Origin of the sequence: Bacillus sp. FSL R9-9410 (assembly GCF_038050385.1) — a bacterium.
GTDB lineage: Bacteria > Bacillota > Bacilli > Bacillales > Bacillaceae_G > Bacillus_A > Bacillus_A cereus_U.
The window spans coordinates 1,907,765-1,930,716 of record NZ_JBBOTV010000001.1 but is presented as its reverse complement, the minus strand read 5'-3'; the positions used below and the strand labels follow the sequence as shown (position 1 = coordinate 1,930,716).

Genomic DNA, 22,952 nt, shown 5'->3' with positions numbered 1-22,952 from the left:
CTTTAATCAGTGTTTTTTTACTCCACTGATTACTAGTTGAAACACTCGGATTTTTACAGGCCGTTAATGCGTGAGAAAGTTAAACTTACTGAAGAATATATTTATCCTTTACTGAAACCTCAGCAACTAAATTCCCACTTTACTTCAACCTCTTATTTAGTATATAAATTTCATAAAATGAACAAAAGCATAAGACAAATCCCCCCTAATATAAAGGGGGGATTTGTCTTATGCATCGTCTTCTTCGTCTTCTTCTTCTTCTTCGTCTTCTTCGTCTTCTTCATCTTCTTCGTCTTCTTCATCTTCGTCTTCTTCTTCTTCGTCTTCTTCGTCTTCTTCATCTTCTTCGTCTTCTTCATCTTCGTCTTCTTCGTCTTCGTCTTCTTCATCTTCTTCGTCTTCTTCTTCGTCTTCTTCATCTTCTTCGTCTTCTTCTTCGTCTTCTTCTTCTTCTTCTTCTTCATCGTCTTCTTCATCTTCTTCGTCTTCTTCGTCTTCTTCGTCTTCTTCATCTTCTTCGTCTTCTTCATCTTCGTCTTCTTCTTCGTCTTCTTCGTCTTCTTCGTCTTCTTCGTCTTCTTCGTCTTCTTCGTCTTCGTCTTCTTCTTCTTCTTCGTCTTCGTCTTCTTCGTCTTCGTCTTCATCAGTAAAAGTTATTTCTGTTTCATCAATATATTGAACTTCTACCTCTACACCAGTATGTGCTCCAGATTGAATAACTTCAGCCAAAAGTTTTAATACCTCTTGTATATCTTGATCAGAATTAATACTAAAGCCATTCTCAAAATCTATTTTTATTTTTGCTCTTTTTACATCAGCCATTTACATAACTCCTCCCTTATTTGATTTATATTTAAAATATGCTAGAAAGTATAAAATGATTGTTGTAATTGCGGACTTTTCATTATTCTTTTTCCTTGAAATGTTTTAAAATTTCAGCTATCCATGGTCTTTTTAATGGCTCGTTAGGTGTAATAATTTGTATTTTTATTTTTGGTTTTTCTGGTTCAGTAGCAATAAAATCCGATTGTACTGCTTCCTCTTCAACGATTTGAATATCCCCATCATTTATTTCATCATTAACGTCCTTATCTATTGTTGTTGTTGTTTTACTGCTTATTGTTTCTAACTCTAGTAATCCCATTGTAGGTAACTCGACTAATTCTATGTCTTTAATAATTGCTAAATTCTCTAATATAGATGATTCATCAAGTACAATTTCTTTTTGTTTCTCTAGTGTTTGCTCATATTCTGACATTTCCCATCCCATTGGCCCTGGTGGAGAAAACATAAATTTTTCTAAATCTAAAATAGGTATGACTATTTCTTCCGGTTCTAATTTCATTTTCTTCCTCCTCCACTTTTATTCTTGATTTCGTCATAAATATCTGAAAATCGAGATAAAAATTCCTCTTTAGAATCTTCAAGTGCAATTATATTTTGTAATGCCCAAATATATTTTTCATCCGACCACGAACGCTTTTGCCCTAAATAATATTTATGTGCAATCGAACATAATAAATGTGGAAACGTTAAATCCGTCCAAAGTATGCGATATTGTTTTTCTGATAATGGATTTTCTGAATCGTAAGCACTCAGCATATGAATCACTAAATTAATATCCCAAACTGACATTTTTTTCATTACTTTATTTAAAATAATACGTAAATCTCTTACTGGTAAATCATTTGTAATAGAATGTAACTCCTTCATAAAAATAGAATCATCTATTTCCTCAAATCTTGCCAATGTAAAATCTTGTTGACAAAAACTTTTAGATGCAATTACTTGCTTTGTCCATTCGTTATAAAATGGTTCATCAATTTCTTGTAATGCCCTTTTGGCACGAGCAATCATTTTATCAACATATTCTAAAAACATTGTTGAAAACACGTCATTTGGATAAGATTGTGCAATTCTTTTGTTGCCTTCTAATTCTTGTAATTTCCATCTATATAACTTATGCCATTTTCCTAATCGACTTCTCATTTTACTTTCTTGATGTGGGAGATATCCTTCTGATGCTTGATGAAACTTACCTGCATATATAAGCACCTTTTCCATTTGTTCTTTATTATAATAAATTACTTCTTTTCCTTGATGTTTATCATATAATACATATGCATACTCATCAGCTCCAATACAAACTCCTCCTCTATTTGTTTTATGCATTTCTGTGATTGGCAATCCTTTTTGAAAAAGATGTAAATGTGCTCCAGCAATAAATAACATTCTTTTTGGTTTCATATGTGCTTGTTTTAATATTTTTAATCCTTCATTTGTCTCCACTTCCCAAACAGTTCTCCCACTTCTACTTGATTGCAGAATAATATTATTTACCTCAAATGGATAAAAACTAAGGATTCTATTTAAATGTTCTTTCTCTAATCCAGCTATTTCTTCCAATTCTCTTCATCCTCCTCTTGAATTCTATAGCACTTCCTTATATACTCCAATTAAATTCATGGCAACGCGATTCCAACCAAAATCCTTTTCAACTTTCGAACGTCCATATTTCCCCATTTGCTCTCTCTTAGATTCATTATTTAATAGATTAATAATTTTCTCTGCATATGCATCAGGATTCTCGAAATCATTGACAATATAGCCATTCTTTCCTTCTTCAATTACTTCAGGATTACCACCTCGATTACTAGTGATAATTGGTAACCCCGCCGCCATTGCTTCATAATGTACCCTAGCAAGAGGTTCCTGCCACTGAGAAGAACAAACAAAAAGATCTGACATAGCGTACAGTGTTGGAATATCTTTAGGCTTAACAAATTTGATAAAGATTACATTATTTTGAAACATTGCTCCCAATGTATATAAATGTTTTACATAATTGTTTACATTGTTATCACCAAACCATTTTGATCCAATGAAAACCATTACAATTTCTGGGTTTTTTTCAATGATTTTAGGGAGAGCTTGTAGCAAAATATGAGGTCCTTTCACTTTACTCAGACGTCCAACAAACAAAACCACCTTTTTATTTTGCAAATTCAACTCTTTCTTTACATAATGTTTAATCTCTTTTCCATTTACAGTCCAAGCCGGATAATATTCATTTAAATCTACACCTGAATATACTGTTTTTGTTTTAGACTTTGCTGTCTTAAAGCGCGAGGTAATCGTTTCTCCAATATAATCACTAACTGTTACAATTTTCGAAACAGCTTTAATACATGCTTCACCTTCTTGATCACTCATCTTTTCATATGCGAACATTTCATTATGCACACTTAATACAAATTTTGTATTTGTTGCCACTTCACTTAAAAACGCAATCCAATTAGGGCGATTACATAAATGAATCACATCATATTGCTCATTTCTCAAATGTTCAAGAATATCATGAAGATAACCCTCTTCTGCAAAGCGTATATATCTTACACCACTCTTTTTTTCTTCCGTTTTTAAATTTGGATCCGTAATGGAGATAACTGTTACATCATTTCCTTTAGAAGCAATAATGGAGGCGACGGAACCTATATAAATTTGAATAGCACCCCCTCTCACGGCAGGTACTGGTAGCTTTTCAGTAGCAATTATTGCAATTTTCATTCTTTTCCCTCCCTATTTCATAAAAATACAATTCTTTTCAATATATGTTACGGAATAAGTTTTATCATTGTGAATTATTCATTGTTTTTTCTATTCTTTACAATTAAATTAGGAAAAACGTCACTTTTTTGTTTGATAGGCGAATACCTCAAACAAAAACGGCCATGCACCATAAAGTAATAAGAGAATACAAAAGGATGGTGACATATTTGGAAATTCACAATAAGGAAGCGGAATATATACTATCACCTGAAGAGGAGCAAAAATTAATATCATTAGCAGAAAGCATGATTAAACATTGGGATATTCATACAACTACAATCGAACTTATACAAGGTGGGCAACTTGCTCTAGTGTGGAAAATTCATACTTCAGATGGACCCTTTTGTTTAAAGAGAATTCATCGCCCTGAAAAGAAGGCTTTATTTTCAATTCATGCTCAAGATTATCTTTCTAAAAAAGGCATGCGTGTTCCAAATATAATTCCTAATAAAAAGGAGCAACTCTATACAAAACACGGTCCATTTTTATTTGTTTTATACGAGTGGATTGAAGGTAGACCTTTTGAACTGACTATGCAAGAAGATCTTGAAATGATTATGAAGGGATTAGCAGATTTTCACTTAGCTTCTATTGGTTATAAGCCACCACCAGGTATACCCATCTTTACAAAATTAGGTCGTTGGCCTAATCATTATATTAAAAGATTTCAACAGATGGAGGTTTGGAAAAACCTATCTAAAACCTTGATTGATGACCCTTTTTCACAACTATACTTAGCTGAAATCGATCCTTTTATTACAGAAGCAAAACTTACTTATCAACGTTTATTAGAGTCTGAATATCGAAAGTGGACAGAAGAATTACGAGCATCCCCCAATTTATGTCACCAGGATTATGGAACAGGAAACTCTTTACTGGATACGAATAATCAAATTTGGGTAATTGATTTAGATACCGTTTCGTTCGATCTACCGATTCGGGATTTACGCAAAATGATTATTCCTTTATTAGATACAACAGGTACATGGAACGAAGACCAATTTAACATTATGATTAATGCATATGAATCAGTTTCTCCTTTAACAGCCGAGCAAAAAAAAATCATGTTTATTGATATGCTATTTCCATACGAATTATATGATGTAATCCGTGAAAAATACGTCAGAAAATCACCATTGCTTGCTGCTGAACTCACTGAAGCTATGGAGTATGAAAGAATAAAATCAAAAGCGTTAAATATATTAATAAATGAATTTTAAGACACTTGATCGTCCGATATGATATCGTTCGCAAACATAATCTAGCTATCCTTAATAATAAAATGAGGTTAAGGAATCTTTCTTATATTAATAAAGTAACGTATATTCTACTGTGGTACATGTGGAAATTATATATGGAGTTGGATATGAGAAAATAAAGTTATATGTGTTAAATCACACCAAATTATTCATTAAATCGTATATGCTTATAGTATTTAAATTTGATGTATATAAATAAAAAGCATGACATAAAATTGTCATGCTTTTTATTTTCAATCAATAACTTCTTTAGATTTAACCTGTTACAGAACCCTTTACTCAGTAAAAGACTGTTTTACTTGTTAACAGAAAGATAAATCTTTCCCTTTTGTTCTTGAATTTAATCAAACCATTTGTCGCTACCAGAAATCTATTTTCTGTTATGTAAATCAAAGCATTCATCATAATCCTAAAAACTAAAATAGGACAGTAATTTAACACTTGTACCAACTGCTTTATTCCTATCTTAAACATAAAAAAGCCTTGGCGACCAAACCAAGACTTTTCAAGGACCTAATAATATGACAAGAACGAGAATCAGAACCACCCAATTTCTTGTTCTTTAACCCCTGTCTTACAACCTCATTTTACTATACGTATTCCGAATTTCCAATCGCCTATAAATCTACTATTAAATACTGCTCTAAAAATGAAATCAAGAGGTGAATCTTAACTTCTTTAAATATGTAGAAAAAGTACTTTTTACATTATCAAAATTGTGAGCAAATGTATTATCTCCACTTAATGATGTGATAATAGTTAGTCCTGCTGTTTTAATAAAATGTTTTACATCTACGAGCATAGATATAGCCTCCATGAATTTAATTACGCTAATTATAACAGAAGTGTTGCGACTGAAACATGGAGGGAATAAACAGCCCCCGTAACGATTGAATTTCCACTCTCAACTTGTTTAACCTATAAGGCTTGAGGGAATGGCACTTGAAATAATATCTTAATAAAATTAAAAAAACTGCCCTATTAAAGGACAGCTTCAAATATGTATTTTATACTTCGATAGATTTACCATCTTCAACAATATGGTAAAGTAAGTGCGCTAAATGATGAATTGGACCATTTTCTTCCTCTTCTTCATTTGTCTCACCTTGGAATTCAAGATCATTTAAGTATAGTGCTAAAAATTGATAGAACAATTTCAAATCAAATCCGTAGCAAGCACTTGGTTCTTCATGATCTCCTTCATATTGTAACATTAAGTATTGCTCGTTTCCTTCTGCATCTTCAGCATCAAAGAATACGAAGAAACCAACGTTTGTATCTAAATCAAATAGATGACGAGTACCTGTTTCTGTTGCTTTCTCGAAGTCCTCTTCACTTAATTTATGTACTGTTGTTGCCTTTGCATTATCCTCTTGATGAAAATTTACTGTAAATGATTTCAATGCTGACACCTCCTGATTGTATAAAAGTAGCATAACAGATTAAACAACATAATACAAAGGGACTGCTCACAAATGTAAACAGCCCCTTATTATTTATTTCCGTATAGCTCGTAATAAGAAGCTCACAATAAAAATTAATATTACTGCACCTATTAAAGCTGGAATAATTGCAAAGCCGCCAATAACAGGACCGAATTTACCAAGTAATAACGAACCAAGCCAAGAACCGATAATACCAGCAATAATATTACCAATTACACCGCCCGGTACATCCTTTCCAGTAATCAGACTTGCAAACCATCCTAAAATACCACCGACGATTAAATACCAAATCATATATTTACCTCCTTTATTTTTGAACAATAAAATTATAATCAGAAACAATTGCTTACCATTAGTTATGTTACATTTTTCGTAAGTTATTCGTCTTATGAAAATCATTCAAATCTGCTCAACATATTAAGGACAATCTGGCTTCAATATTGTTCTCATAAATTCGTCTTTAAACGCTTGATAATTAAATTCAACGGCAATTCTTTGTATAGGACGATTATCAAACGTCGTTGGCTCAGCTATTCTTCTAAAATCTGCAACACTTTGCCCTCTCGTTACATCATTTGTCGTACTTATCCAAACTGCTGATTTTTTATATTCAAAAATATCATCATTTATAAATGAAATGAACGGAAGTAAATCGTGAATCGGACTCCCAGCAATACCTGGATATTCTTTTTTGTAAAAATTTTCGTAATAAAAATCGATCATTGGCTTAATAAGTTTCGCCTGTCCTGTTCCTTCTTTATCAATAATATCGACCATTTCAGGAGTAATAAGAGCGCGCTGCGTTACATTTAACGGGTATATAGTAGCATTTTGCGCATATTTCATAACGATATTCGCGGCAATTGGATCACCGTAAAAATTAGCTTCTGATACAGGTGTAACATTACCCGGAAATAGAAAAGCACCGCCCATTATATAATAAGAACATACTCGATTCATTAAATTGGGGTACAATAAAAATAATGTTGCAAGTGTTGTTAATCGTCCCGTCGCCACTATAATAATATCTTCTGGACAAGGCTCAATTAATTTAATCAATTCACAAAAATTTTCTCTTTCACAAATTCTCATTTTCGGTGGAATAATTGGCCCTAAACCGTGATCCCCATGAATTTCAGGAAAAAATAAAGGTTCTTCAGCTGTCATCGGTCTACTGGCACCTTCAATAATCCTCACTTTTGTAGCATAGTATCTTTCTAAAAAATAAACATTTTCCGTTACAATTTCTCTTGACACATTTCCATACTCTGCAACGATACCTATAATATCTAATTTGCATGTTTTATTCGCATAAATTAACGTTACTGCATCATCAATACCAAAATCTCCGAAAAAGATTATTTTTTTATTAACTTTTCTCACCCCTCTCCAGCATAATCTACTATCATTATTATGCGAAAAAGACAAGGCGGTGAAACGGAGATAATTAAAAAAGCCGCCTATTTATTGGCGACTTCAATCTTCTTATAAGATAAATATGCTAGTACATTTTTGCTTGAATCATATTTCGGGTTATTCCCTTTTCTCGGTTCTCTCATATGTGTTTTTTCAAACCCAGGAATGTCAGGCATTTTCTCTAAAAATTCAAGCATCTCTTCCTCAGTTCCCTCAATACGTACACGAATCATTATTGCTATTCCTCAATTCTCATTTTCTCTGTACTAAGTATATCGTACATCAGAAAGACTGCAAGAAATTTATCTTTTTAATGTTGAACTTTTTTTACATACGAACAGTGCCATTTCAGTATAGAACGATTCTATTTTATTGTTTTCAAATTGAATTTTGAAAAACCCCTGCATTTCATTTGATGTTTTCATCATACACTCTGTTAGCTTTACACGTTTTTGCATAGGTACATCCATCATATCGCACCACCAATCAAAATCGAACTTCTTGTCAAAAGTATGACATGACTGCATTTGCAAACCTTGTTTTTCTAATAAAGTAATCCATTCGGTTTTTTTCAAAGCTCGTTCATGGCTTGGATCTCGCTTCTTTTCGATAAAGTTATAAAATGTATCAAATTCATTATTTTCTGGTGAAACATTATCAATTAATATAAATAATCCATTATCTTCTAACGTTCGATGTACTTCAGAAATAAATTGCAAAGGATCAACAAAGTGATGTGCTGCAATTCGGCATGTAATTGTATCAAAGGATTCTTCAGCAAATGGTAAATTTTCTGCATTTCCTGCTACAAATGATACATTTTCATGCCCGTTCCCTTCTATAAAACCTTTTGCTTTTTCTAACATTTTTTCTGTTAAATCAAGAGCGACTACCTCTTTAAACATTGGGGCTAACAAATTTGCAACATGTCCACCACCAGTAGCAATATCAAGAAGACGAGTATTATGACGAGTTTCAACTTGCTGAACTACATATTGTAAATCCGGTCCATTTGCATGAATTTTACTTTTCACATACTTCTCTGCATTACTACCAAATTGTTGTTTCATAAGTTCTTCTTTACTCATTTTTATCATCTTCTTTCTATAAAGTATTATATTTAATTTATAAGTTCTCTTTATATAATTTCAAATCCTCTTTTAGGCTTATCTCTTGTATTAGAGTCCTTCTATCAAAATCATTTAACTCTTTTATTTTTAAGTATAAAACAAAAAAGGTTATGGGAACTTATCCCACAACCTCACAAAGTATCTCTTATATTTGAGGATCTTCTTACACGTCTAAATAACTTAATCCCCCTGTAACTTCACAAAAACTTCTACTTCGCTATTAGTAGCCTCTCTTGCATGGAATCCATATTGATCCATGCCAATCCATATCCACCCAGGACTATCATAAAGAATATCTATGTTGAAATGCTCCAACTTATTAAGTTCTGACCTAATAAATTTATTCCTACTAGCGATTTGCTTATCAAGCAAACCATATTCTTTCCCATTTTCAAATAGCGCTATAATCTTTCCTGCAAGTGGATGTATACGAACAATAAAGTGATATTCCTTTTCATTTATATTCGCCACAATCTTACTAGAATCAGGCATATTCATATCAATCGGCTCCTTTATTGGTTTCATTAACATCATAACAGATGAATATTTAAATATTATTAATATAATGTAAAAAATATAAAAGCTGACTTCCCTTTAGAAATCAGCTTTTATACATTGTTTATCTTTAAAATTTTTACAAATTTTATAATGTTTCTTTCTCTTCATCATTTCCGGAAACTAAATCTCCTAAAACATCCACCGTAACTTCAACTACAAATTCACAAATTCCTGCTACAACTTCTCCAATTACTTCCTCCATCTTTCTCCCCCTTTGTTTTATGAAACTTATTTTTAGTATAGAAGATACTGGTTAATTTTAACTATCGGAAAAGATGACATTAAGCTTACAAATTTGTAAGCTATTTCATTGTATTCTTAAATATGTACTCCTATCCTTTGAAACTTTAAGTATTATTAACAGTCAGATCGGCCATCATAATATAAGGTACGTCATAATCCAAAATTTGAGGAGGCGTGTAAAATATACTACGTAAAACTAATTAAAGGTCAATCTTTCTATGCTTTTGATCATCGTTTCTTAATATCCGAGGAAAAAGAGGTTTCAGAGAAAATTTTTAATTACTTACGCCGGAATGAATTCTTCGAAGTACGTAAAGAAGAATATTCTGCCTAATGTACAAACAGCATTAAGAAACAACTCACAGTATTGTGACTCTTTCTTGATGCTTTTATATTATCGCCCTATATTCAGCCTTATTCTCAATTCTATTAACATCTTCTAGTATATGTCCAAACTAATTCATCGTTACTTTCATATTTTAGTATATGAGGAGGTGACGAACATGACTCATATCATTGATTACCAAGCTACTCAACCAATAAATAAAACGGGTGAAACAACTTTTGTAATTCCCCATTCTCCAAATAAAGCAATTCTAGCAAATATTAAATTAAAAATTTCAAGAAGAAATTCACGTAATAATCGAGTAGAATTAATTGCTACAGTTGGAGTTAAAGGTATAACTGATATTTCACAAATTTTATTCCGAATTTTCCGTGACAGTACAGAAATCTTCAACGCTCAAGTAGGGATTGAATCTACAGATTCTGAGCAATTCTACGCACAAACATTTCAAGCTATAGATCAAAATGTTAGCTGCGGGACTCACGAATATTCTTTAACTGTGGAAAACCTTACAAGTTCTGCTAGTGCAGACGTTGTTGGTCCTCTGTCTTTTAGCGGTTTAGCTATTGGACAAGATCATAAGTGTTGCTAAAGGAATCTATTGTTTTATTTTGCATTTGAGAAAAGTGAGACGTAGTACCTACGTTCTTGCTTTTTTTATTTTCTCCTTGTTTTTCATTACTTTAAATTTGTATTTAATCATACGTTTTTTCATTTTGAATTACTTATTTCATCACTTAATAAATCAAATTTTCCACAAATCAAAAAGATTGAAATCCACTAATGAAACACGTAATATAGACTCTGACTCTAAAAAAATCACGTTAAAAAATAATGAATAAATTAGGAGGTTTTATATACGAGTTGTTAATTTTAAAAGACTGAGAGGTTTAAATTATGTGGCGTAATAAAAATGTTTGGATCGTATTAATTGGGGAGTTTATTGCTGGTCTTGGGTTATGGCTTGGTATTCTTGGTAACCTTGAATTTATGCAAAAATACGTCCCTTCTGATTTTATGAAATCCGTTATATTATTTATCGGACTGTTAGCTGGTGTTCTAGTTGGTCCAATGGCTGGTCGTGTCATTGACCAGTATGAAAAAAAGAAAGTTCTTCTTTACGCTGGATTTGGTCGTGTTCTTAGTGTTATTTTCATGTTTTTCGCTATTCAATATGAAAGTATCGCTTTCATGATTGCATTTATGATTGCACTTCAAATTTCAGCAGCATTTTATTTCCCTGCATTACAATCTGTAATTCCACTCATCGTTCGTGAACATGAACTATTACAGTTGAACGGTGTACATATGAATGTTGGTACAATCGCTCGTATTGCAGGTACTTCGCTAGGTGGAATTCTTTTAGTTGTAATGAGTTTACAGTATATGTATGCCTTCTCAATGGCAGCATACGCTTTATTATTCCTCTCAACTTTCTTCCTACAATTTGAAGATAAAAAATCAGCTACATTAAGTAAACAATCCGCTAAAGATAATAGTTTTATGGAAGTATTTCGTATTTTAAAAGGAATCCCTATTGCTTTTAAAGCACTTATATTAAGTATTATCCCTCTTTTATTTATAGCTGGATTCAATTTAATGGTTATTAACATTAGCGAAATACAACATGACCCAACAATTAAAGGATTCATATATACAATTGAAGGTGTAGCGTTTATGTTAGGTGCATTCGTTATTAAACGTTTATCTGATCATTTCAAACCTGAAAAGTTACTATACTTCTTCGCATTTTGTACCGCTTTTGCACACCTTTCGTTGTTCTTTAGCGATATTAAATGGATGGCACTTGCCTCATTTGGTTTGTTTGGATTTAGTGTTGGCTGCTTCTTCCCTATTATGTCGACAATTTTCCAAACGAAAGTCGAAAAAAGCTATCACGGACGTCTCTTCTCATTCCGTAATATGTTTGAAAGAGTTATGTTCCAAATTGTCTTACTCGGCACAGGCTTCTTCTTAGATACGATTGGATTACAGTATATGGTTCTAATTTTCGGAGTCATTTCATTGTTGATTATTTTTATTTCCCTATCTAAGCAGAAACAATTTGAAAAACAAACGTCGCAATCTGCGAATTTATAAAGTTCAACTAATACTTCTTAAGAATGGATCCAGTATTTTACTTGATCCATTCTTTTTCAATTTCTAAGATTAAACTTTATATCCTTTGTATATTCCAAATATTTAAAGGTGTATCGCCTACTGTTTTCGAATACAATAAACAATAGATTTTTCAAAAAGGAGCTGTGGAAATGTCTGATGGCATCCAATTATTAATTATCCTTCTTTTTTCATTCATTATGTTTGGCGTCCTTAATTTTTTAGCCATTTCCTTATCTCAAAATAACTTTAAAAGAAGGATTGTTGCAGGTTTCCTATTTTTATTGTTAACTCCTATTATCTTTTTGACTACTACAGCATTCGCCTCTATATTCGATAAAGGTGGTTTTGGAGCAGCTAACCTAGCCTTTGTTATTGTAAATGTATATATTGTAAATGGAATTGTCATTCTTCTTTCCGCTTCATTTATCCTCAAAAAACATAACATAAGATAGAGCACTAGGCATGAATCTGGCATTACACTAGATTCATGCCTTTTTATTTTGAAATCCCACCCTTCTCCAAATTTTTATGTGAAATTTATTAATTCTTTATAAAAATTTAAACTTTATTCATTACAATATTCCTATCGTATTCGCACGTTTATAAAAACTAATAAGAAAGGAGTACACAATGAAAAAGTTTCTACTTATTTTCCCTATATTAATTGTTCTACTTAGTGGATGTAGCAATAATGATATATACGGCTCTTGGGAAGTCATTGATAATAAAAAAGGTGAATGCCCTGTGTATTATAAATTTGAAACAGTTGTAAAAGAAGAAAAGAAAGAAAAGATTGTTCACAATTTAGTGGAAATGCAAACGACAAATAAAAAAGAGGATTTATTTAAAGGTTCATTTGTTAAAAATTCTAACGTGTATCGTATTGATTATGGTAACTCCTTTACATCGGATCAATCTTTAAAAGTTGTCGATAATAAATTAAATGTATACTTTTTTACAACTGAAAAAACATGTACATATAAAAAAACAAATAATTAATCTCCATTTATAACGTAGAAAATATTTTCTGCGTTATTTTTATTTTCCTCCCTCTAAATTTGTCAATCGTTTTAATTTTCATAAAAAAATGATAAAATGTAAACATGTGTTTTCAGAATAATTAAAAACGCAGAAAGAAAACACTGTTTTTAGGAGGGGTTTTGATGACTTACACTTTAGCAACTAGAATGAAAGCATTCCAATCTTCTATATTTAGTGAATTAGGGGCCTATAAAAAAGAGAAAATTGCAGCAGGTCATAAAATGATTGATTTAAGTATCGGGAATCCTGATATGCCTCCTGCTGATTTTGTAAGAGAAGAAATGGTACATACAGCAAGTGCAAAAGAAAGTTACGGATATACGTTATCTGGTATTCAAGAATTTCACGAAGCTGTAACTGAATATTACAACAACACTCATAATGTTATATTAAATGCTGAAAAAGAAGTTTTATTATTAATGGGTTCACAAGACGGACTCGTTCATTTACCTATGGTTTTTGCAAATCCGGGAGATATAATACTAGTTCCTGATCCAGGATATACAGCTTATGAAACAGGAATTCAAATGGCCGGTGCAACATCTTACTACATGCCATTAAAGAAAGAAAATGATTTCTTACCTAACTTAGAAGTTATCCCTGAAGAAATTGCCGATAAAGCGAAGATGATGATTTTGAACTTCCCAGGGAATCCAGTTCCAGCAATGGCTCATGAAGATTTCTTTAAAGAGGTAATTGCATTCGCGAAAAAACATAATATTATCGTTGTCCATGATTTTGCTTATGCTGAATTTTATTTTGATGGTCAAAAGCCAATTAGCTTCTTATCTGTACCTGGTGCAAAAGAAGTTGGCGTTGAAATTAATTCTTTATCTAAAAGTTATAGTTTAGCTGGTAGCCGTATTGGTTATATGATTGGTAACGAAGAAATTGTCGGCGCGCTTACGCAATTTAAGTCTAATACAGATTACGGCGTGTTTTTACCAATTCAAAAAGCTGCATCCGCTGCATTACGACACGGCGCTGCATTTTGCGAGAAAAACCGTGGAATTTACCAAGAACGTAGAGATACTTTAGTGGACGGATTCCGCAAATTCGGTTGGAATGTCGATAAACCCGCTGGAAGTATGTTCGTTTGGGCTGAAATTCCGAAAGGATGGACTTCGCTAGAGTTCGCTTATGCACTTATGGATCGTGCAAATGTCGTTGTCACACCAGGCCATGCATTTGGTCCTCACGGCGAAGGCTTTGTGCGTATTGCACTTGTTCAAGATAAAGTAGTATTACAAGAAGCAGTTGAAAACATTAAAAATAGCGGTATTTTCTCTATTGAAAAAGTAGCGGAATTAGTTAAAAATTAATAATAACTCCCCTGCTTAACTTTAGCAGGGGTATTATTATTCCTGGAGGTACGATATGAATATTAAAGATACTCTTCCCCATCGCTATCCATTTTTAATGATCGATAAAATTACAAACGTTAAAGAATCTCAATCAGCTACAGGATACAAACTGATCACAAATAACGAGTGGTTTATTAATAACAATCAAAACTATATGCCTCATATGCTAATTGTAGAAGCACTGGCTCAACTTAGTGCTTTTGTAAGTACAGGTGAATCTGAAGGACTTGGTTTCCTCTCCTCTTTAGATGGGGTGGAATTTCATGAAAATGCGTATCCCGGTGATAAACTTGACTTACATTATGAATTAACACGTAACAGACGAGGTTTTATTCTTGGGAAAGGAATTGCCTCTGTAAACGGTCAATCAATCGTTACCATTGAAAAGCTATTAATATATCAAGCTGATTAAACAGATTACATAGTAAGGAGTAGAAAAATGCGGAATGTTGTTGGTATTGATGCTGGGGGAACATTAACAAAGATTGCTTACTTTAACCTAGAGGAAAAATTATGTTTTGAAAAATTTTATTCATATGAACAAGAAAGAATTAAAGAATGCCTTCATAATAATAATTCAATTACACAATTATGCATTACAGGTGGTAAAGCTAAACAGTTAGAACAACTACTTTCAGGTTCATATAAAATAGTAGAGTTAAACGAGTTTGAAGCTACTTTAGCAGGAGTACGATACATACTAAAAGAAGAGAAACGTGCTATAAACAACTTCGTATTAACAAATATCGGTACAGGTACTTCCATTCACTACGTTCACGACAAGCAATATGTTCGCGCTGGTGGAACTGGAGTTGGCGGTGGTACTATTATGGGTCTTTCAAAACTATTAACAAATATAGATCATTTTGAAGATGTGATTCCGCTTACGAAAATTGGTTCAAGAAACAGTCTAGATATTACAGTTGGAGATATTTATGGCGGGATTCTCTCACCTATTGATAATAACTTAACTGCTAGCAATTTCGGAAAAGCGACCATTACAGAATCAAGTTATAATAGTTCAGATATACTTGCTACCGTTCAAGGACTTGTCGGTGAAGTCGTCACAGCATTAAGCCTTCAATTCGCCGAAGCGAAAAATATTGACCATATCATTTACATCGGTTCTACTCTATGTAATAACGTACATCTTCAAAGTATTATAAGTAGCTATACAGAATATCAAAATAAAATACCAGTCTTTTTACAAGACGGCGGTTATAGTGGTGCGATTGGTGCTTTACTTCATGGTACGAAATAAAAAAGCTGACTTTTGTCAGCTTTTTTGCAATGGTACTTCAAATTCAATAATTGATTCAATCTTTTAAACTGTTTGCTCGAATGAAACTTTACGAATAAATATACTACTAGTTATGATATAAAGAATAGTTAATCCAATTGAAATTACAGTAAAATAGGGAATATCTATTAAAGATATATCACTCGTAAATAATAAACCGTTTATCCCTACTTCTCCATAAAGCACACTGTTTGTTGATAAGAACAGCGTTCCACCAATCATGAAACCAATCCACTGAAATCGTTGTTTAAAAACTACTACTACTTGGAAGAAACATGCTGTCGTAACATAAAACAAAAATTGTAAAATAAACTGTTGTGCTGATTGCTCCCAAAAGCTAACATTTACTATGTTATATTTCATATCGTGTAAAAACATTACTTGAAGAAATGAAAATAATGTGGATTGCAGTACAATATAACAAATCGCTCCGATGAAATATTGAATTCTCGTTACACCAAATGAAATAGCTAAACGAAATAAATCATCTTGTATATTGAAAGTACTCACTACTATAAACATCATAATTGCTATTGAAGGGTTATTGATAATTTCGGGTAGATAACTAATTTTCAATCCATTTAAATGAGCAGCATTCAAAGCTCCTTTTATTAATAAAGCTAAAATCCAAAATATTAAAATTGCTTTATAATGAAAATTTATATGTAACTTTAACTGCTTCATTAACATCGTCATTTCAATTCACCACCAGTTATGTGAATAAATAATTTTTGTAATGTAATTCTACCAACTGCTATTCCTTCTTTTTCGAGAGAGTAATAATCGTCACTAGAAAGCTCTTCCCATATAACAGCTATACCTTTCTTTCCATAAACTTCTCGATTTATTACTTTTTTATTGATCGAAAACTCATCCACTTTATCTTTTTCCCCTGAAATAATATGACCTTGTTGTAATAAATCTTCCACCGATGATTGAACAATAAGTCGCCCTACTTTTATGATGATTACATCTTCAATAACATGGGTCACTTCTTCAACTAAATGTGTTGATAATATAATTGTTCGAGGATACTCACCGTAATCTTCTAATAGTAAACTATAAAATAACTCTCGATGTGCTGCGTCTAAGCCAGTAGTTGGTTCATCAAAAATAGTAATCGGTGCCCTACTTGCTAGACCTTGAATAATTCCTAAATCTTTATTATTAACTAGCTTTTCTATTTTTTCTTGATTACCGTAAAAGAAATTCATTACGATTCCCTTATTCCATATAAGATCATCCTTTGGCAAATCATTAAATTCTTTATACAGTATGGGTAAAAGTTCTTCTCTTTTTAATGCAAAACTTTGATTTTCAATCTGAAACTCATACCCTTTCGCATTTGGTACTAAAATTGCAAGATAAATAGCGTTAAAGAGAAAATTCTTCTTCATCGTATCCTTCTCATCAAACCAATACGTCTCAATCATGTCATCTGTAAGGTTTCCATTCTCTTTTACACCATATTTCACTTTAATATTTTCATTTTCTAAACTTATACTTTCAACTGTTTCACCACCAGGTAGGTTTTTAACAATCGCAAACACGTCGGAATTATTTCCAACGTATGTCCCCGTATATTTTTTAAAAGCCCCAAGTTCAATATGTGATATTTCTTTTATTTGTTCTCCATTAGAACAAGCAGTAACAAATAAAAAAATTGTTAGCATAACACCTGCTATTCTATTCATATACTTCATTAGACACCCCCAAGTTCTATTTATTATCCAATCTATACAATGTATCCATTAAAAACCCTTTAAAATATACGCATTTTAATCAAAATTAAAAATTTTCAATTTTTATGTTTACAATTATCCATTAATTGTATATAATTACTAACGTAAGAAAAATATTCTAAAAGGAGGTCGAAGGAAATGATGAAATTACAATTAGATGCTTTATCGTTAGCGTTAACTGCACCTGTGTTTTTTGGACAATTAAATATGAATTCGACCACCCTAATGGAGAATTAAAAATCGTGCTTTATTTCTTTTAATTCATAAATTCGCCACAGGAGGTCGTATACTTTCCTGTGGCTTTTTCACGCCCAGCCGTAGGAGAACGATATCTTCCTGTGGCTTTTTTGTGCGATTTTTTAGTCTCATACATTATTTTTTAAAGAAAGGAGCAACATTCGATGACTATTAGCGTATTGTTTTTAAGTATTACGATTCAAAGAAATACACTTTCCAAAGCTGAAATTCTTCATAATGAGCAAATTACAAAAGCTATGAATGATGTTAAGGAGCGCCAAGTGCTTTATTGTGATCACCTGTAATTCCTTTTCGAAAGGAGGAATTCGTCTATGACTTTTCATATTTTCTTTTTTACGACAGCACTTCAGAAAAAAACGTTATCTGAAGCTGAAATCTTTCGTAAACAACAATTAAAACAAACTATGGATAAAATAACGGACATTAAAAGTTCGTATTATACACAAATGTACTAAAAATATTTTTAAAAGGGGTAATTTCCTAATGAAATTTAAAGCTTTCTTTTTAACTATCACCATTCAAAAACGTAAATCTTCAAAAGCTGAAATCTTACGTGAACAACAAATTAAAATTATTATGGACGAAGTAAAAGAGCGTCAGTCCTCTTATTACAATCGCCTTTACTAAATAAATTATAAAGGGGTAATTTCCTAATGAAATTTAAGGCTTTCTTTTTAACGATTACCATTCAAAAACGTAAACTTTCAAAAGATGAAATTTCTCGTGAACAACAAATTAAAAACATTATGGATGATGTGAAAGAGCGCCAGTCCTCTTATTACAATCGTCTTTACTAAATAAATTATAAAGGGGTAATTTCCTAATGAAATTTAAAGCTTTCTTTTTAACGATTACCATTCAAAAGCGTAAACTTTCAAGAGATGAAATTTCTCGTGAACAACAAATTAAAAATATTATGGACGGAGTAAAAGAGCGCCAGTCCTCTTATTACAATCGTCTTTACTAAATAAATTATAAAGGGGTAAAAATCCAATGAAATTCAGAGTATTATTTTTAACTATTACCATTCAAAAAAATAAACTGTCTGAGTCTGATATGCTTCATGACCAACAAATTGAACAGGCAATGGACAACGTAAAAGAACGACAAAGTCATTATTGTAGTCACCTGTAATTCCTATTCGAAAGGAGGAATTCATGTATGAAGTTTCACCTTTTCTTTTTAACCATTACGATTCAAAAAGAAACTATATCTGCAAATGACGTACAACAAGAGGAACAGTATAAAAAGATTATAGATGAAATTCGTGATCGTAGAAGCAAGTACTACACTCACCTATAATTGTTTGAACTTATATTAGAAATGAAAGGAGTCGATTATGATGTTAATGACGCGGTGTAAAGAGATGATTTGGATAGTTCAGAGGGATTCCACATAGTTTAACAGGAATAATTTATACAATTGTTGCAGTTAATTGGATGTGTAAAAAATATATAATAATAAGTATTTCATACACTCTAAAAAAATAAAAGATACACCACTTTTGCGGTGTATCTTTCTCAACATATTCTATTTCCGTTTACTTCGTTTCGTCTTAAACAATCTCACTAAGTTCGAAACAACTGTTTTCGTTACCGCATAAGCAGGCACTGCTAAAATCATTCCGATAATTCCCGCGAAATTACCTACCCCTAAAATAAGGATGATAATTGTTAACGGATGGATGTTTAATTTTGAACTCATAATACGTGGCGATATAATGTTACTTTCAAACTGTTGTACGATTGTTACTATAATAATTACGTACAGAGCTTGCATCGGAGATACGAACAGACCTATAATGACAGCTGGTGCTGCTCCGATAAATGGACCTAAGTTCGGAATTATATTTGTAAATGCTGCGATAATTCCTAAAACGAAAGCATACGGTAAACCGATGATTAAATAACCCGTAAATGTAAAGGCACCAATAAACATACAAACGAGCGCTTGACCTTGAATATATGCAGATAATGTTTCGTTCGTTTCCTTTATGATACGAAGTCCTTCTTCACGGTAAGACTCTGGTAATACACTAACAGCTTTTCCTGGAAATGCATGTCCATCTTTAAACATATAAAATAAAATGAACGGTACTGTAAAGATAACTAACGCCACGTTCGTGATAATACCAAATAAAGCCGTTGCACTCGACGTAATTGTGTTTGGTATACCCTTTAAGTATTCAATCGCATTTTTCTCAATTGTTTCAATGGAAACGTAGTTTTGTGTAGATAACCATTCAAATAACCTATGATGAGATAGATCTTGTATGTATACTTTTCCCTCTTTTATATAAGTCGGCATATTTTTCACTAAATCCATTAGCTGTTGTGAGATGGTTGGAACAACTACTCCAATAGCAACTCCAGTTAATGTGATGATAAAAAGATACAGTAATAAAATCGCTAAACCTCTAGGTACTTTTTTATTCTCCAAAAAGACTAACACTGGGTTAAATATGAAGTATAAAAATAACGCGATTAAAATTGGGAAAAATAATGTTGATATGAAGATACCAATCGGTTGAAATAGAAACGATATTTTTGTGCAAATAAATATAATTCCTACAACCATTAGCACTTCTAATGTCCAAAAGTGCACTTTCGATTTCAAAAAAACGTCCTCCTTTAAACTAGCACTTCTCTTCATTGTACCAAATTAAACTTAGATTTCACATAATATTTTCCTTTACAATATTCCAAAATCCCATTAAATACACTACAATGAGATTACAGACAAATTTGCAGGTAAAGGTGATAAATATGACACAATGCATCATTTGCAGAAAAGATACGAAAGAACTTAGTGAACAATATGTCATTCCAGAGATATTATGTGGATATTATTTCACAAACTCAATTTGTGATTCCTGTCATGAACATATGACAACAAATATTGACCGTCCTTTAATTAGACATAAATTAAGTCAATATAAGATTGAGCAAATGAAAAAACAAATCGACTCCCCTCTCTATACGAATGAACATGGTGAGGAGCTGGCGGCCGCTGAAACGGATGTTGTCGAAGTAAGTGATGAGATACTTTATTCCAATGCATTAATTATGAAACTATGTAAAAAGCACGATATTTCATTACATAATGAAATTTGGAAAGAAGAGCGCGTAACAAAAGTAGACAGTTCTATTCAACGTGAATTGCTTTTAGATAACCGTAAATATAAGATGAGTGTATTAAAAATGGCTTATACTTTTGCTGTACAAACAATTGATGGCTACTTTGACGATCCAGATGCGATTGATATTTCTACCATTCTATTAAATGCCGATTTCATGGAATTAAAGGAAAAGAGTATCGTTCGTGACTTAAGAAAAAGTTCTTTATGGAATACATTAAATACAACGAGTGAAAACCATTACTTTATTTTACTTAGTGATAAAGACGGTCTGTTCTGCTTCATTCGCCTATTTGATATTTTTGATGTTGTTGTTCATTTATCAGAAAAAAGATACAATCTTCCATCACCAATTGTCGGCGTAAATAATGTAGACAAAAAAGGATTTTTTGTGGAAAGTTTAAAACAGTATATGGATGGGCTATTTAAAGAAACTACACGTTCTATTTAATCCACATAAGAACATACGGTCTCCTTTCTTCATGAAAAGACACTGTGTTATAATGAGTGTGAAAAGAACAATACAATCACATAAAACAATTAACAACTGTATATAAATAAAAAAGACTAGTGTGCGGCTACACACTAGTCCACGTAACTTAGCAGATTGGATTGTTCATTTATCCTATTTGTTTCGTACAAACACAACAACCCACATTCTATAGGCATAGGTGGGTTGTTATTTTTTGAGCTTGTCAATTAAGACGACAATAAACGTTAACAATGCAATGAGAAACAGTCCACCTTGCAGTAACAACGCAATTTCACTCACTTATTATCACCCCCCTCCTATTCGGAGAAGTGATAATTGAACAACCAACCGTACCATAAGTTACCTTTTAATTTTATCATATTTTTTAATTGTTTACGACGAAAACCCGCAAGCTATTAAGTTGCGAGTTTTTTATTTTTCACTATTTTTACTCCTATTTCAACTTCTCCATAACCGCATCATAAAATTTCCGTTCATCGTCTACATTTAAGTGAACACAACTTACTGTTTTAGAAAATCCATATAACAACTGCGCTTTAATTGGCTCTTTTAACGTTATTTCAAAAGTTGCAGGTTCCTTTATAAATTCCATAACAGTTGCATCAAGAACCGCTTTCTTTTCTTCTTTCGTTAAAGATTCGCCTTTATAAAACACAATGTTATCAATTTGTGTAAATGGTATAACGATTTTCTTTCCTAATCCAATTTGAATGATCACTTTTTCTTCCGTAACGATAATTGGATTTTTACGCATCGCTTGTATTTCTGCTAAAAAATAAAACATCGCATATATGTTTAAGATGAGTAAAATCCAAGCTATTATTGGATTCCATTGATGAAGTAAATAATGAAAACCGATACTTTCAATTAATGTTGCATGAATAATCATGATATAAACACCTATTGCACCGGTTTTTTTATGATATGAGTATGTGGATTCACTTTCTAATACTTTTTCACGCCACGATAAAAAAGCATAATAGAGTAATTTACACTCTGTTAGAATGATATTTACTGTCTTACTTCTCTTCATATTAGCATCAAATGCTGCATCAATCGCATAAGAAAATGAAGAATACTCACTTCTATATTCTTTATATCGTTTTATTATTTTAGGAAGTACTCTTATAATTTTATATATAAGAAACAGTTCAAAACATACGAACGCAATTTCTCCAGCAACTATTACATACGAAACAAATGAAAAAGCTTGTAAATAATCACTAGGAATTATAAATCTTGCGAACACGTATCCAGCTATAACTACAGGAAAGATATACGTTAACGAATATCTTTTCCGTATAATAAAGAAATATGTGATGACTGGAATTACAAACATACAATCTAATAATGAGCCGAGGACTACTTCTTTCGGGGCAGCTGGCACTATTGGAAGGGTATACAATAAATAGTTTGATAACATAATTAAAGATACGAGTCCAATCCAAATGCCTTTTCTCCTTCGTGAAATTGATGGATTCATTCCTTCTC

Annotated in this window: 33 protein-coding genes; 17 read left to right on the top strand and 16 right to left on the bottom strand. The window is 32.1% G+C overall.

Features of this window, described 5'->3' with window-relative positions; translation table 11 throughout:
• Positions 1 to 228: 228 nt before the first annotated feature.
• The 4 genes from MKX77_RS10130 to MKX77_RS10115 form a co-directional block, all read right to left on the bottom strand.
• The gene (locus MKX77_RS10130; protein ID WP_341306516.1) at positions 229 to 822 is read right to left on the bottom strand and encodes an AAA family ATPase; all 594 of its coding nucleotides are present in this window, start codon (positions 820 to 822) and stop codon (positions 229 to 231) included.
• An 82-nt stretch (positions 823 to 904) separates the two neighbouring features.
• On the bottom strand, positions 905 to 1,345 hold the full coding sequence (locus MKX77_RS10125; protein WP_341306515.1) for a hypothetical protein: 441 nt from the start codon (positions 1,343 to 1,345) through the stop codon (positions 905 to 907).
• A complete protein-coding gene (gene cotS, locus MKX77_RS10120; RefSeq protein WP_113735619.1) occupies positions 1,342 to 2,406 on the bottom strand; it encodes a spore coat putative kinase CotS in 1,065 nt (354 codons plus the stop codon). Before cotS ends, MKX77_RS10125 begins: the two co-directional genes overlap by 4 nt.
• 24 nt (positions 2,407 to 2,430) lie before the next feature.
• Positions 2,431 to 3,567, bottom strand: coding sequence for a glycosyltransferase family 4 protein (locus tag MKX77_RS10115; protein ID WP_341306514.1), 1,137 nt, complete (start codon positions 3,565 to 3,567; stop codon positions 2,431 to 2,433).
• 197 nt (positions 3,568 to 3,764) lie between these two features.
• Between MKX77_RS10115 and MKX77_RS10110 the strand changes: the two genes are divergently transcribed.
• Positions 3,765 to 4,829 carry a CotS family spore coat protein gene (locus MKX77_RS10110; protein ID WP_341306513.1) on the top strand — a complete coding sequence of 355 codons (1,065 nt, stop codon included), beginning with the start codon at positions 3,765 to 3,767 and terminating at the stop codon, positions 4,827 to 4,829.
• 694 nt (positions 4,830 to 5,523) lie between these two features.
• On the opposite strand, the gene MKX77_RS10105 is transcribed toward MKX77_RS10110, so the two are convergent.
• The 7 genes from MKX77_RS10105 to MKX77_RS10075 form a co-directional block, all read right to left on the bottom strand.
• A complete protein-coding gene (locus tag MKX77_RS10105; RefSeq protein ID WP_016101212.1) occupies positions 5,524 to 5,670 on the bottom strand; it encodes a hypothetical protein in 147 nt (48 codons plus the stop codon).
• A 205-nt stretch (positions 5,671 to 5,875) separates the two neighbouring features.
• Complete coding sequence (locus MKX77_RS10100; RefSeq protein ID WP_215553378.1) at positions 5,876 to 6,271, bottom strand: cytosolic protein; 396 nt, start codon at positions 6,269 to 6,271, stop codon at positions 5,876 to 5,878.
• 93 nt (positions 6,272 to 6,364) lie between these two features.
• Complete coding sequence (locus MKX77_RS10095; protein WP_002110405.1) at positions 6,365 to 6,607, bottom strand: GlsB/YeaQ/YmgE family stress response membrane protein; 243 nt, start codon at positions 6,605 to 6,607, stop codon at positions 6,365 to 6,367.
• Between the two features lie 123 nt (positions 6,608 to 6,730).
• Positions 6,731 to 7,696 carry a nucleoside hydrolase gene (locus tag MKX77_RS10090; protein ID WP_341306512.1) on the bottom strand — a complete coding sequence of 322 codons (966 nt, stop codon included), beginning with the start codon at positions 7,694 to 7,696 and terminating at the stop codon, positions 6,731 to 6,733.
• A 77-nt stretch (positions 7,697 to 7,773) separates the two neighbouring features.
• Positions 7,774 to 7,962: a DUF3970 family protein gene (locus tag MKX77_RS10085; RefSeq protein WP_002110407.1), complete on the bottom strand. Its 189-nt coding sequence runs from the start codon at positions 7,960 to 7,962 to the stop codon at positions 7,774 to 7,776.
• Between the two features lie 69 nt (positions 7,963 to 8,031).
• Positions 8,032 to 8,817: a class I SAM-dependent methyltransferase gene (locus tag MKX77_RS10080; RefSeq protein WP_341306511.1), complete on the bottom strand. Its 786-nt coding sequence runs from the start codon at positions 8,815 to 8,817 to the stop codon at positions 8,032 to 8,034.
• A gap of 222 nt (positions 8,818 to 9,039) precedes the next feature.
• Positions 9,040 to 9,357, bottom strand: a complete 318-nt coding sequence (locus MKX77_RS10075) for a hypothetical protein (RefSeq protein ID WP_341306510.1) — start codon at positions 9,355 to 9,357, stop codon at positions 9,040 to 9,042.
• Between the two features lie 484 nt (positions 9,358 to 9,841).
• Between MKX77_RS10075 and MKX77_RS10070 the strand changes: the two genes are divergently transcribed.
• The 8 genes from MKX77_RS10070 to coaW all read left to right on the top strand — a co-directional run bounded on the left by MKX77_RS10070 (position 9,842) and on the right by coaW (position 15,793).
• Positions 9,842 to 9,994, top strand: a complete 153-nt coding sequence (locus MKX77_RS10070) for a YqbF domain-containing protein (protein ID WP_078176551.1) — start codon at positions 9,842 to 9,844, stop codon at positions 9,992 to 9,994.
• Positions 9,995 to 10,163: 169 nt separating this feature from the next.
• Positions 10,164 to 10,598: an exosporium protein ExsC gene (gene exsC / locus MKX77_RS10065; protein ID WP_341306509.1), complete on the top strand. Its 435-nt coding sequence runs from the start codon at positions 10,164 to 10,166 to the stop codon at positions 10,596 to 10,598.
• A 305-nt stretch (positions 10,599 to 10,903) separates the two neighbouring features.
• Positions 10,904 to 12,106: an MFS transporter gene (locus tag MKX77_RS10060; protein ID WP_341306508.1), complete on the top strand. Its 1,203-nt coding sequence runs from the start codon at positions 10,904 to 10,906 to the stop codon at positions 12,104 to 12,106.
• 170 nt (positions 12,107 to 12,276) lie between these two features.
• A complete protein-coding gene (locus MKX77_RS10055; protein WP_341306507.1) occupies positions 12,277 to 12,579 on the top strand; it encodes a hypothetical protein in 303 nt (100 codons plus the stop codon).
• A gap of 178 nt (positions 12,580 to 12,757) precedes the next feature.
• Positions 12,758 to 13,126, top strand: coding sequence for a hypothetical protein (locus tag MKX77_RS10050; RefSeq protein WP_341306506.1), 369 nt, complete (start codon positions 12,758 to 12,760; stop codon positions 13,124 to 13,126).
• Positions 13,127 to 13,290: 164 nt separating this feature from the next.
• A complete protein-coding gene (locus MKX77_RS10045) occupies positions 13,291 to 14,490 on the top strand; it encodes an LL-diaminopimelate aminotransferase (protein WP_341306505.1) in 1,200 nt (399 codons plus the stop codon).
• Between the two features lie 55 nt (positions 14,491 to 14,545).
• Entirely contained in the window at positions 14,546 to 14,944 is a 399-nt protein-coding gene (locus MKX77_RS10040; protein WP_016105142.1) for a 3-hydroxyacyl-ACP dehydratase FabZ family protein, read from the top strand.
• A 27-nt stretch (positions 14,945 to 14,971) separates the two neighbouring features.
• The gene (gene coaW / locus MKX77_RS10035; protein WP_341306504.1) at positions 14,972 to 15,793 is read left to right on the top strand and encodes a type II pantothenate kinase; all 822 of its coding nucleotides are present in this window, start codon (positions 14,972 to 14,974) and stop codon (positions 15,791 to 15,793) included.
• A 63-nt stretch (positions 15,794 to 15,856) separates the two neighbouring features.
• On the opposite strand, the gene MKX77_RS10030 is transcribed toward coaW, so the two are convergent.
• Together MKX77_RS10030 and MKX77_RS10025 are read right to left on the bottom strand one after the other, a co-directional pair.
• On the bottom strand, positions 15,857 to 16,528 hold the full coding sequence (locus MKX77_RS10030; RefSeq protein ID WP_341306503.1) for a DUF4052 family protein: 672 nt from the start codon (positions 16,526 to 16,528) through the stop codon (positions 15,857 to 15,859).
• Entirely contained in the window at positions 16,525 to 17,535 is a 1,011-nt protein-coding gene (locus MKX77_RS10025; protein WP_341306502.1) for a DUF4825 domain-containing protein, read from the bottom strand. The genes MKX77_RS10030 and MKX77_RS10025 overlap by 4 nt, the downstream gene beginning before the upstream one ends.
• A gap of 440 nt (positions 17,536 to 17,975) precedes the next feature.
• On the opposite strand from MKX77_RS10025, the gene MKX77_RS10020 reads away from it, so the two are divergent.
• Genes MKX77_RS10020 through MKX77_RS09990 form a run of 7 tightly spaced genes read left to right on the top strand, consistent with a single transcriptional unit; the run spans position 17,976 to position 19,134 of the window.
• Complete coding sequence (locus tag MKX77_RS10020) at positions 17,976 to 18,116, top strand: YrzI family small protein (protein ID WP_000156202.1); 141 nt, start codon at positions 17,976 to 17,978, stop codon at positions 18,114 to 18,116.
• A 27-nt stretch (positions 18,117 to 18,143) separates the two neighbouring features.
• Positions 18,144 to 18,287 carry a YrzI family small protein gene (locus MKX77_RS10015; protein ID WP_000142704.1) on the top strand — a complete coding sequence of 48 codons (144 nt, stop codon included), beginning with the start codon at positions 18,144 to 18,146 and terminating at the stop codon, positions 18,285 to 18,287.
• A 28-nt stretch (positions 18,288 to 18,315) separates the two neighbouring features.
• A complete protein-coding gene (locus MKX77_RS10010; RefSeq protein WP_000668987.1) occupies positions 18,316 to 18,459 on the top strand; it encodes a YrzI family small protein in 144 nt (47 codons plus the stop codon).
• A gap of 26 nt (positions 18,460 to 18,485) precedes the next feature.
• Positions 18,486 to 18,629, top strand: a complete 144-nt coding sequence (locus tag MKX77_RS10005; RefSeq protein WP_002013394.1) for a YrzI family small protein — start codon at positions 18,486 to 18,488, stop codon at positions 18,627 to 18,629.
• Between the two features lie 26 nt (positions 18,630 to 18,655).
• Positions 18,656 to 18,799 carry a YrzI family small protein gene (locus MKX77_RS10000; RefSeq protein WP_002120144.1) on the top strand — a complete coding sequence of 48 codons (144 nt, stop codon included), beginning with the start codon at positions 18,656 to 18,658 and terminating at the stop codon, positions 18,797 to 18,799.
• A gap of 26 nt (positions 18,800 to 18,825) precedes the next feature.
• Complete coding sequence (locus tag MKX77_RS09995) at positions 18,826 to 18,966, top strand: YrzI family small protein (protein ID WP_078174316.1); 141 nt, start codon at positions 18,826 to 18,828, stop codon at positions 18,964 to 18,966.
• Positions 18,967 to 18,993: 27 nt separating this feature from the next.
• Positions 18,994 to 19,134: a YrzI family small protein gene (locus MKX77_RS09990; protein WP_002120149.1), complete on the top strand. Its 141-nt coding sequence runs from the start codon at positions 18,994 to 18,996 to the stop codon at positions 19,132 to 19,134.
• Between the two features lie 228 nt (positions 19,135 to 19,362).
• Here the strand turns inward: MKX77_RS09990 and MKX77_RS09985 are convergent, their stop codons facing one another.
• Complete coding sequence (locus MKX77_RS09985) at positions 19,363 to 20,448, bottom strand: AI-2E family transporter (RefSeq protein ID WP_201039156.1); 1,086 nt, start codon at positions 20,446 to 20,448, stop codon at positions 19,363 to 19,365.
• 149 nt (positions 20,449 to 20,597) lie between these two features.
• On the opposite strand from MKX77_RS09985, the gene MKX77_RS09980 reads away from it, so the two are divergent.
• Positions 20,598 to 21,419, top strand: a complete 822-nt coding sequence (locus MKX77_RS09980) for an HNH endonuclease (RefSeq protein ID WP_341306501.1) — start codon at positions 20,598 to 20,600, stop codon at positions 21,417 to 21,419.
• Positions 21,420 to 21,647: 228 nt separating this feature from the next.
• Here MKX77_RS09980 and MKX77_RS09975 read toward each other — a convergent pair whose 3' ends face one another.
• Together MKX77_RS09975 and MKX77_RS09970 are read right to left on the bottom strand one after the other, a co-directional pair.
• Positions 21,648 to 21,740 carry a putative holin-like toxin gene (locus MKX77_RS09975; RefSeq protein ID WP_001289318.1) on the bottom strand — a complete coding sequence of 31 codons (93 nt, stop codon included), beginning with the start codon at positions 21,738 to 21,740 and terminating at the stop codon, positions 21,648 to 21,650.
• 154 nt (positions 21,741 to 21,894) lie between these two features.
• Positions 21,895 to 22,944 carry a hypothetical protein gene (locus tag MKX77_RS09970; RefSeq protein ID WP_341306500.1) on the bottom strand — a complete coding sequence of 350 codons (1,050 nt, stop codon included), beginning with the start codon at positions 22,942 to 22,944 and terminating at the stop codon, positions 21,895 to 21,897.
• Between the last annotated feature and the right edge of the window lie 8 nt (positions 22,945 to 22,952).

Coding starts and splice junctions, on each gene's coding strand:
- MKX77_RS10060 (WP_341306508.1), top strand. CDS start 10,904: ATGTGGCGTAATAAAAATGTTTGGATCGTATTAATTGGGGAGTTTATT.
- MKX77_RS10115 (WP_341306514.1), bottom strand. CDS start 3,567: ATGAAAATTGCAATAATTGCTACTGAAAAGCTACCAGTACCTGCCGTG.
- MKX77_RS10005 (WP_002013394.1), top strand. CDS start 18,486: ATGAAATTTAAGGCTTTCTTTTTAACGATTACCATTCAAAAACGTAAA.
- MKX77_RS10020 (WP_000156202.1), top strand. CDS start 17,976: ATGACTATTAGCGTATTGTTTTTAAGTATTACGATTCAAAGAAATACA.
- MKX77_RS10000 (WP_002120144.1), top strand. CDS start 18,656: ATGAAATTTAAAGCTTTCTTTTTAACGATTACCATTCAAAAGCGTAAA.
- MKX77_RS10075 (WP_341306510.1), bottom strand. CDS start 9,357: ATGAATATGCCTGATTCTAGTAAGATTGTGGCGAATATAAATGAAAAG.
- MKX77_RS09980 (WP_341306501.1), top strand. CDS start 20,598: ATGACACAATGCATCATTTGCAGAAAAGATACGAAAGAACTTAGTGAA.
- MKX77_RS10095 (WP_002110405.1), bottom strand. CDS start 6,607: ATGATTTGGTATTTAATCGTCGGTGGTATTTTAGGATGGTTTGCAAGT.
- MKX77_RS10025 (WP_341306502.1), bottom strand. CDS start 17,535: ATGAAGTATATGAATAGAATAGCAGGTGTTATGCTAACAATTTTTTTA.
- MKX77_RS10130 (WP_341306516.1), bottom strand. CDS start 822: ATGGCTGATGTAAAAAGAGCAAAAATAAAAATAGATTTTGAGAATGGC.
- MKX77_RS10010 (WP_000668987.1), top strand. CDS start 18,316: ATGAAATTTAAAGCTTTCTTTTTAACTATCACCATTCAAAAACGTAAA.
- MKX77_RS10055 (WP_341306507.1), top strand. CDS start 12,277: ATGTCTGATGGCATCCAATTATTAATTATCCTTCTTTTTTCATTCATT.
- MKX77_RS10015 (WP_000142704.1), top strand. CDS start 18,144: ATGACTTTTCATATTTTCTTTTTTACGACAGCACTTCAGAAAAAAACG.
- exsC (WP_341306509.1), top strand. CDS start 10,164: ATGACTCATATCATTGATTACCAAGCTACTCAACCAATAAATAAAACG.
- coaW (WP_341306504.1), top strand. CDS start 14,972: ATGCGGAATGTTGTTGGTATTGATGCTGGGGGAACATTAACAAAGATT.
- MKX77_RS10030 (WP_341306503.1), bottom strand. CDS start 16,528: ATGACGATGTTAATGAAGCAGTTAAAGTTACATATAAATTTTCATTAT.
- MKX77_RS10050 (WP_341306506.1), top strand. CDS start 12,758: ATGAAAAAGTTTCTACTTATTTTCCCTATATTAATTGTTCTACTTAGT.
- MKX77_RS10045 (WP_341306505.1), top strand. CDS start 13,291: ATGACTTACACTTTAGCAACTAGAATGAAAGCATTCCAATCTTCTATA.
- MKX77_RS10085 (WP_002110407.1), bottom strand. CDS start 7,962: ATGATTCGTGTACGTATTGAGGGAACTGAGGAAGAGATGCTTGAATTT.
- MKX77_RS10040 (WP_016105142.1), top strand. CDS start 14,546: ATGAATATTAAAGATACTCTTCCCCATCGCTATCCATTTTTAATGATC.
- MKX77_RS10110 (WP_341306513.1), top strand. CDS start 3,765: ATGGTGACATATTTGGAAATTCACAATAAGGAAGCGGAATATATACTA.
- MKX77_RS09995 (WP_078174316.1), top strand. CDS start 18,826: ATGAAATTCAGAGTATTATTTTTAACTATTACCATTCAAAAAAATAAA.
- MKX77_RS09970 (WP_341306500.1), bottom strand. CDS start 22,944: ATGAATCCATCAATTTCACGAAGGAGAAAAGGCATTTGGATTGGACTC.
- MKX77_RS09990 (WP_002120149.1), top strand. CDS start 18,994: ATGAAGTTTCACCTTTTCTTTTTAACCATTACGATTCAAAAAGAAACT.
- MKX77_RS10080 (WP_341306511.1), bottom strand. CDS start 8,817: ATGAGTAAAGAAGAACTTATGAAACAACAATTTGGTAGTAATGCAGAG.
- MKX77_RS10105 (WP_016101212.1), bottom strand. CDS start 5,670: ATGCTCGTAGATGTAAAACATTTTATTAAAACAGCAGGACTAACTATT.
- MKX77_RS10125 (WP_341306515.1), bottom strand. CDS start 1,345: ATGAAATTAGAACCGGAAGAAATAGTCATACCTATTTTAGATTTAGAA.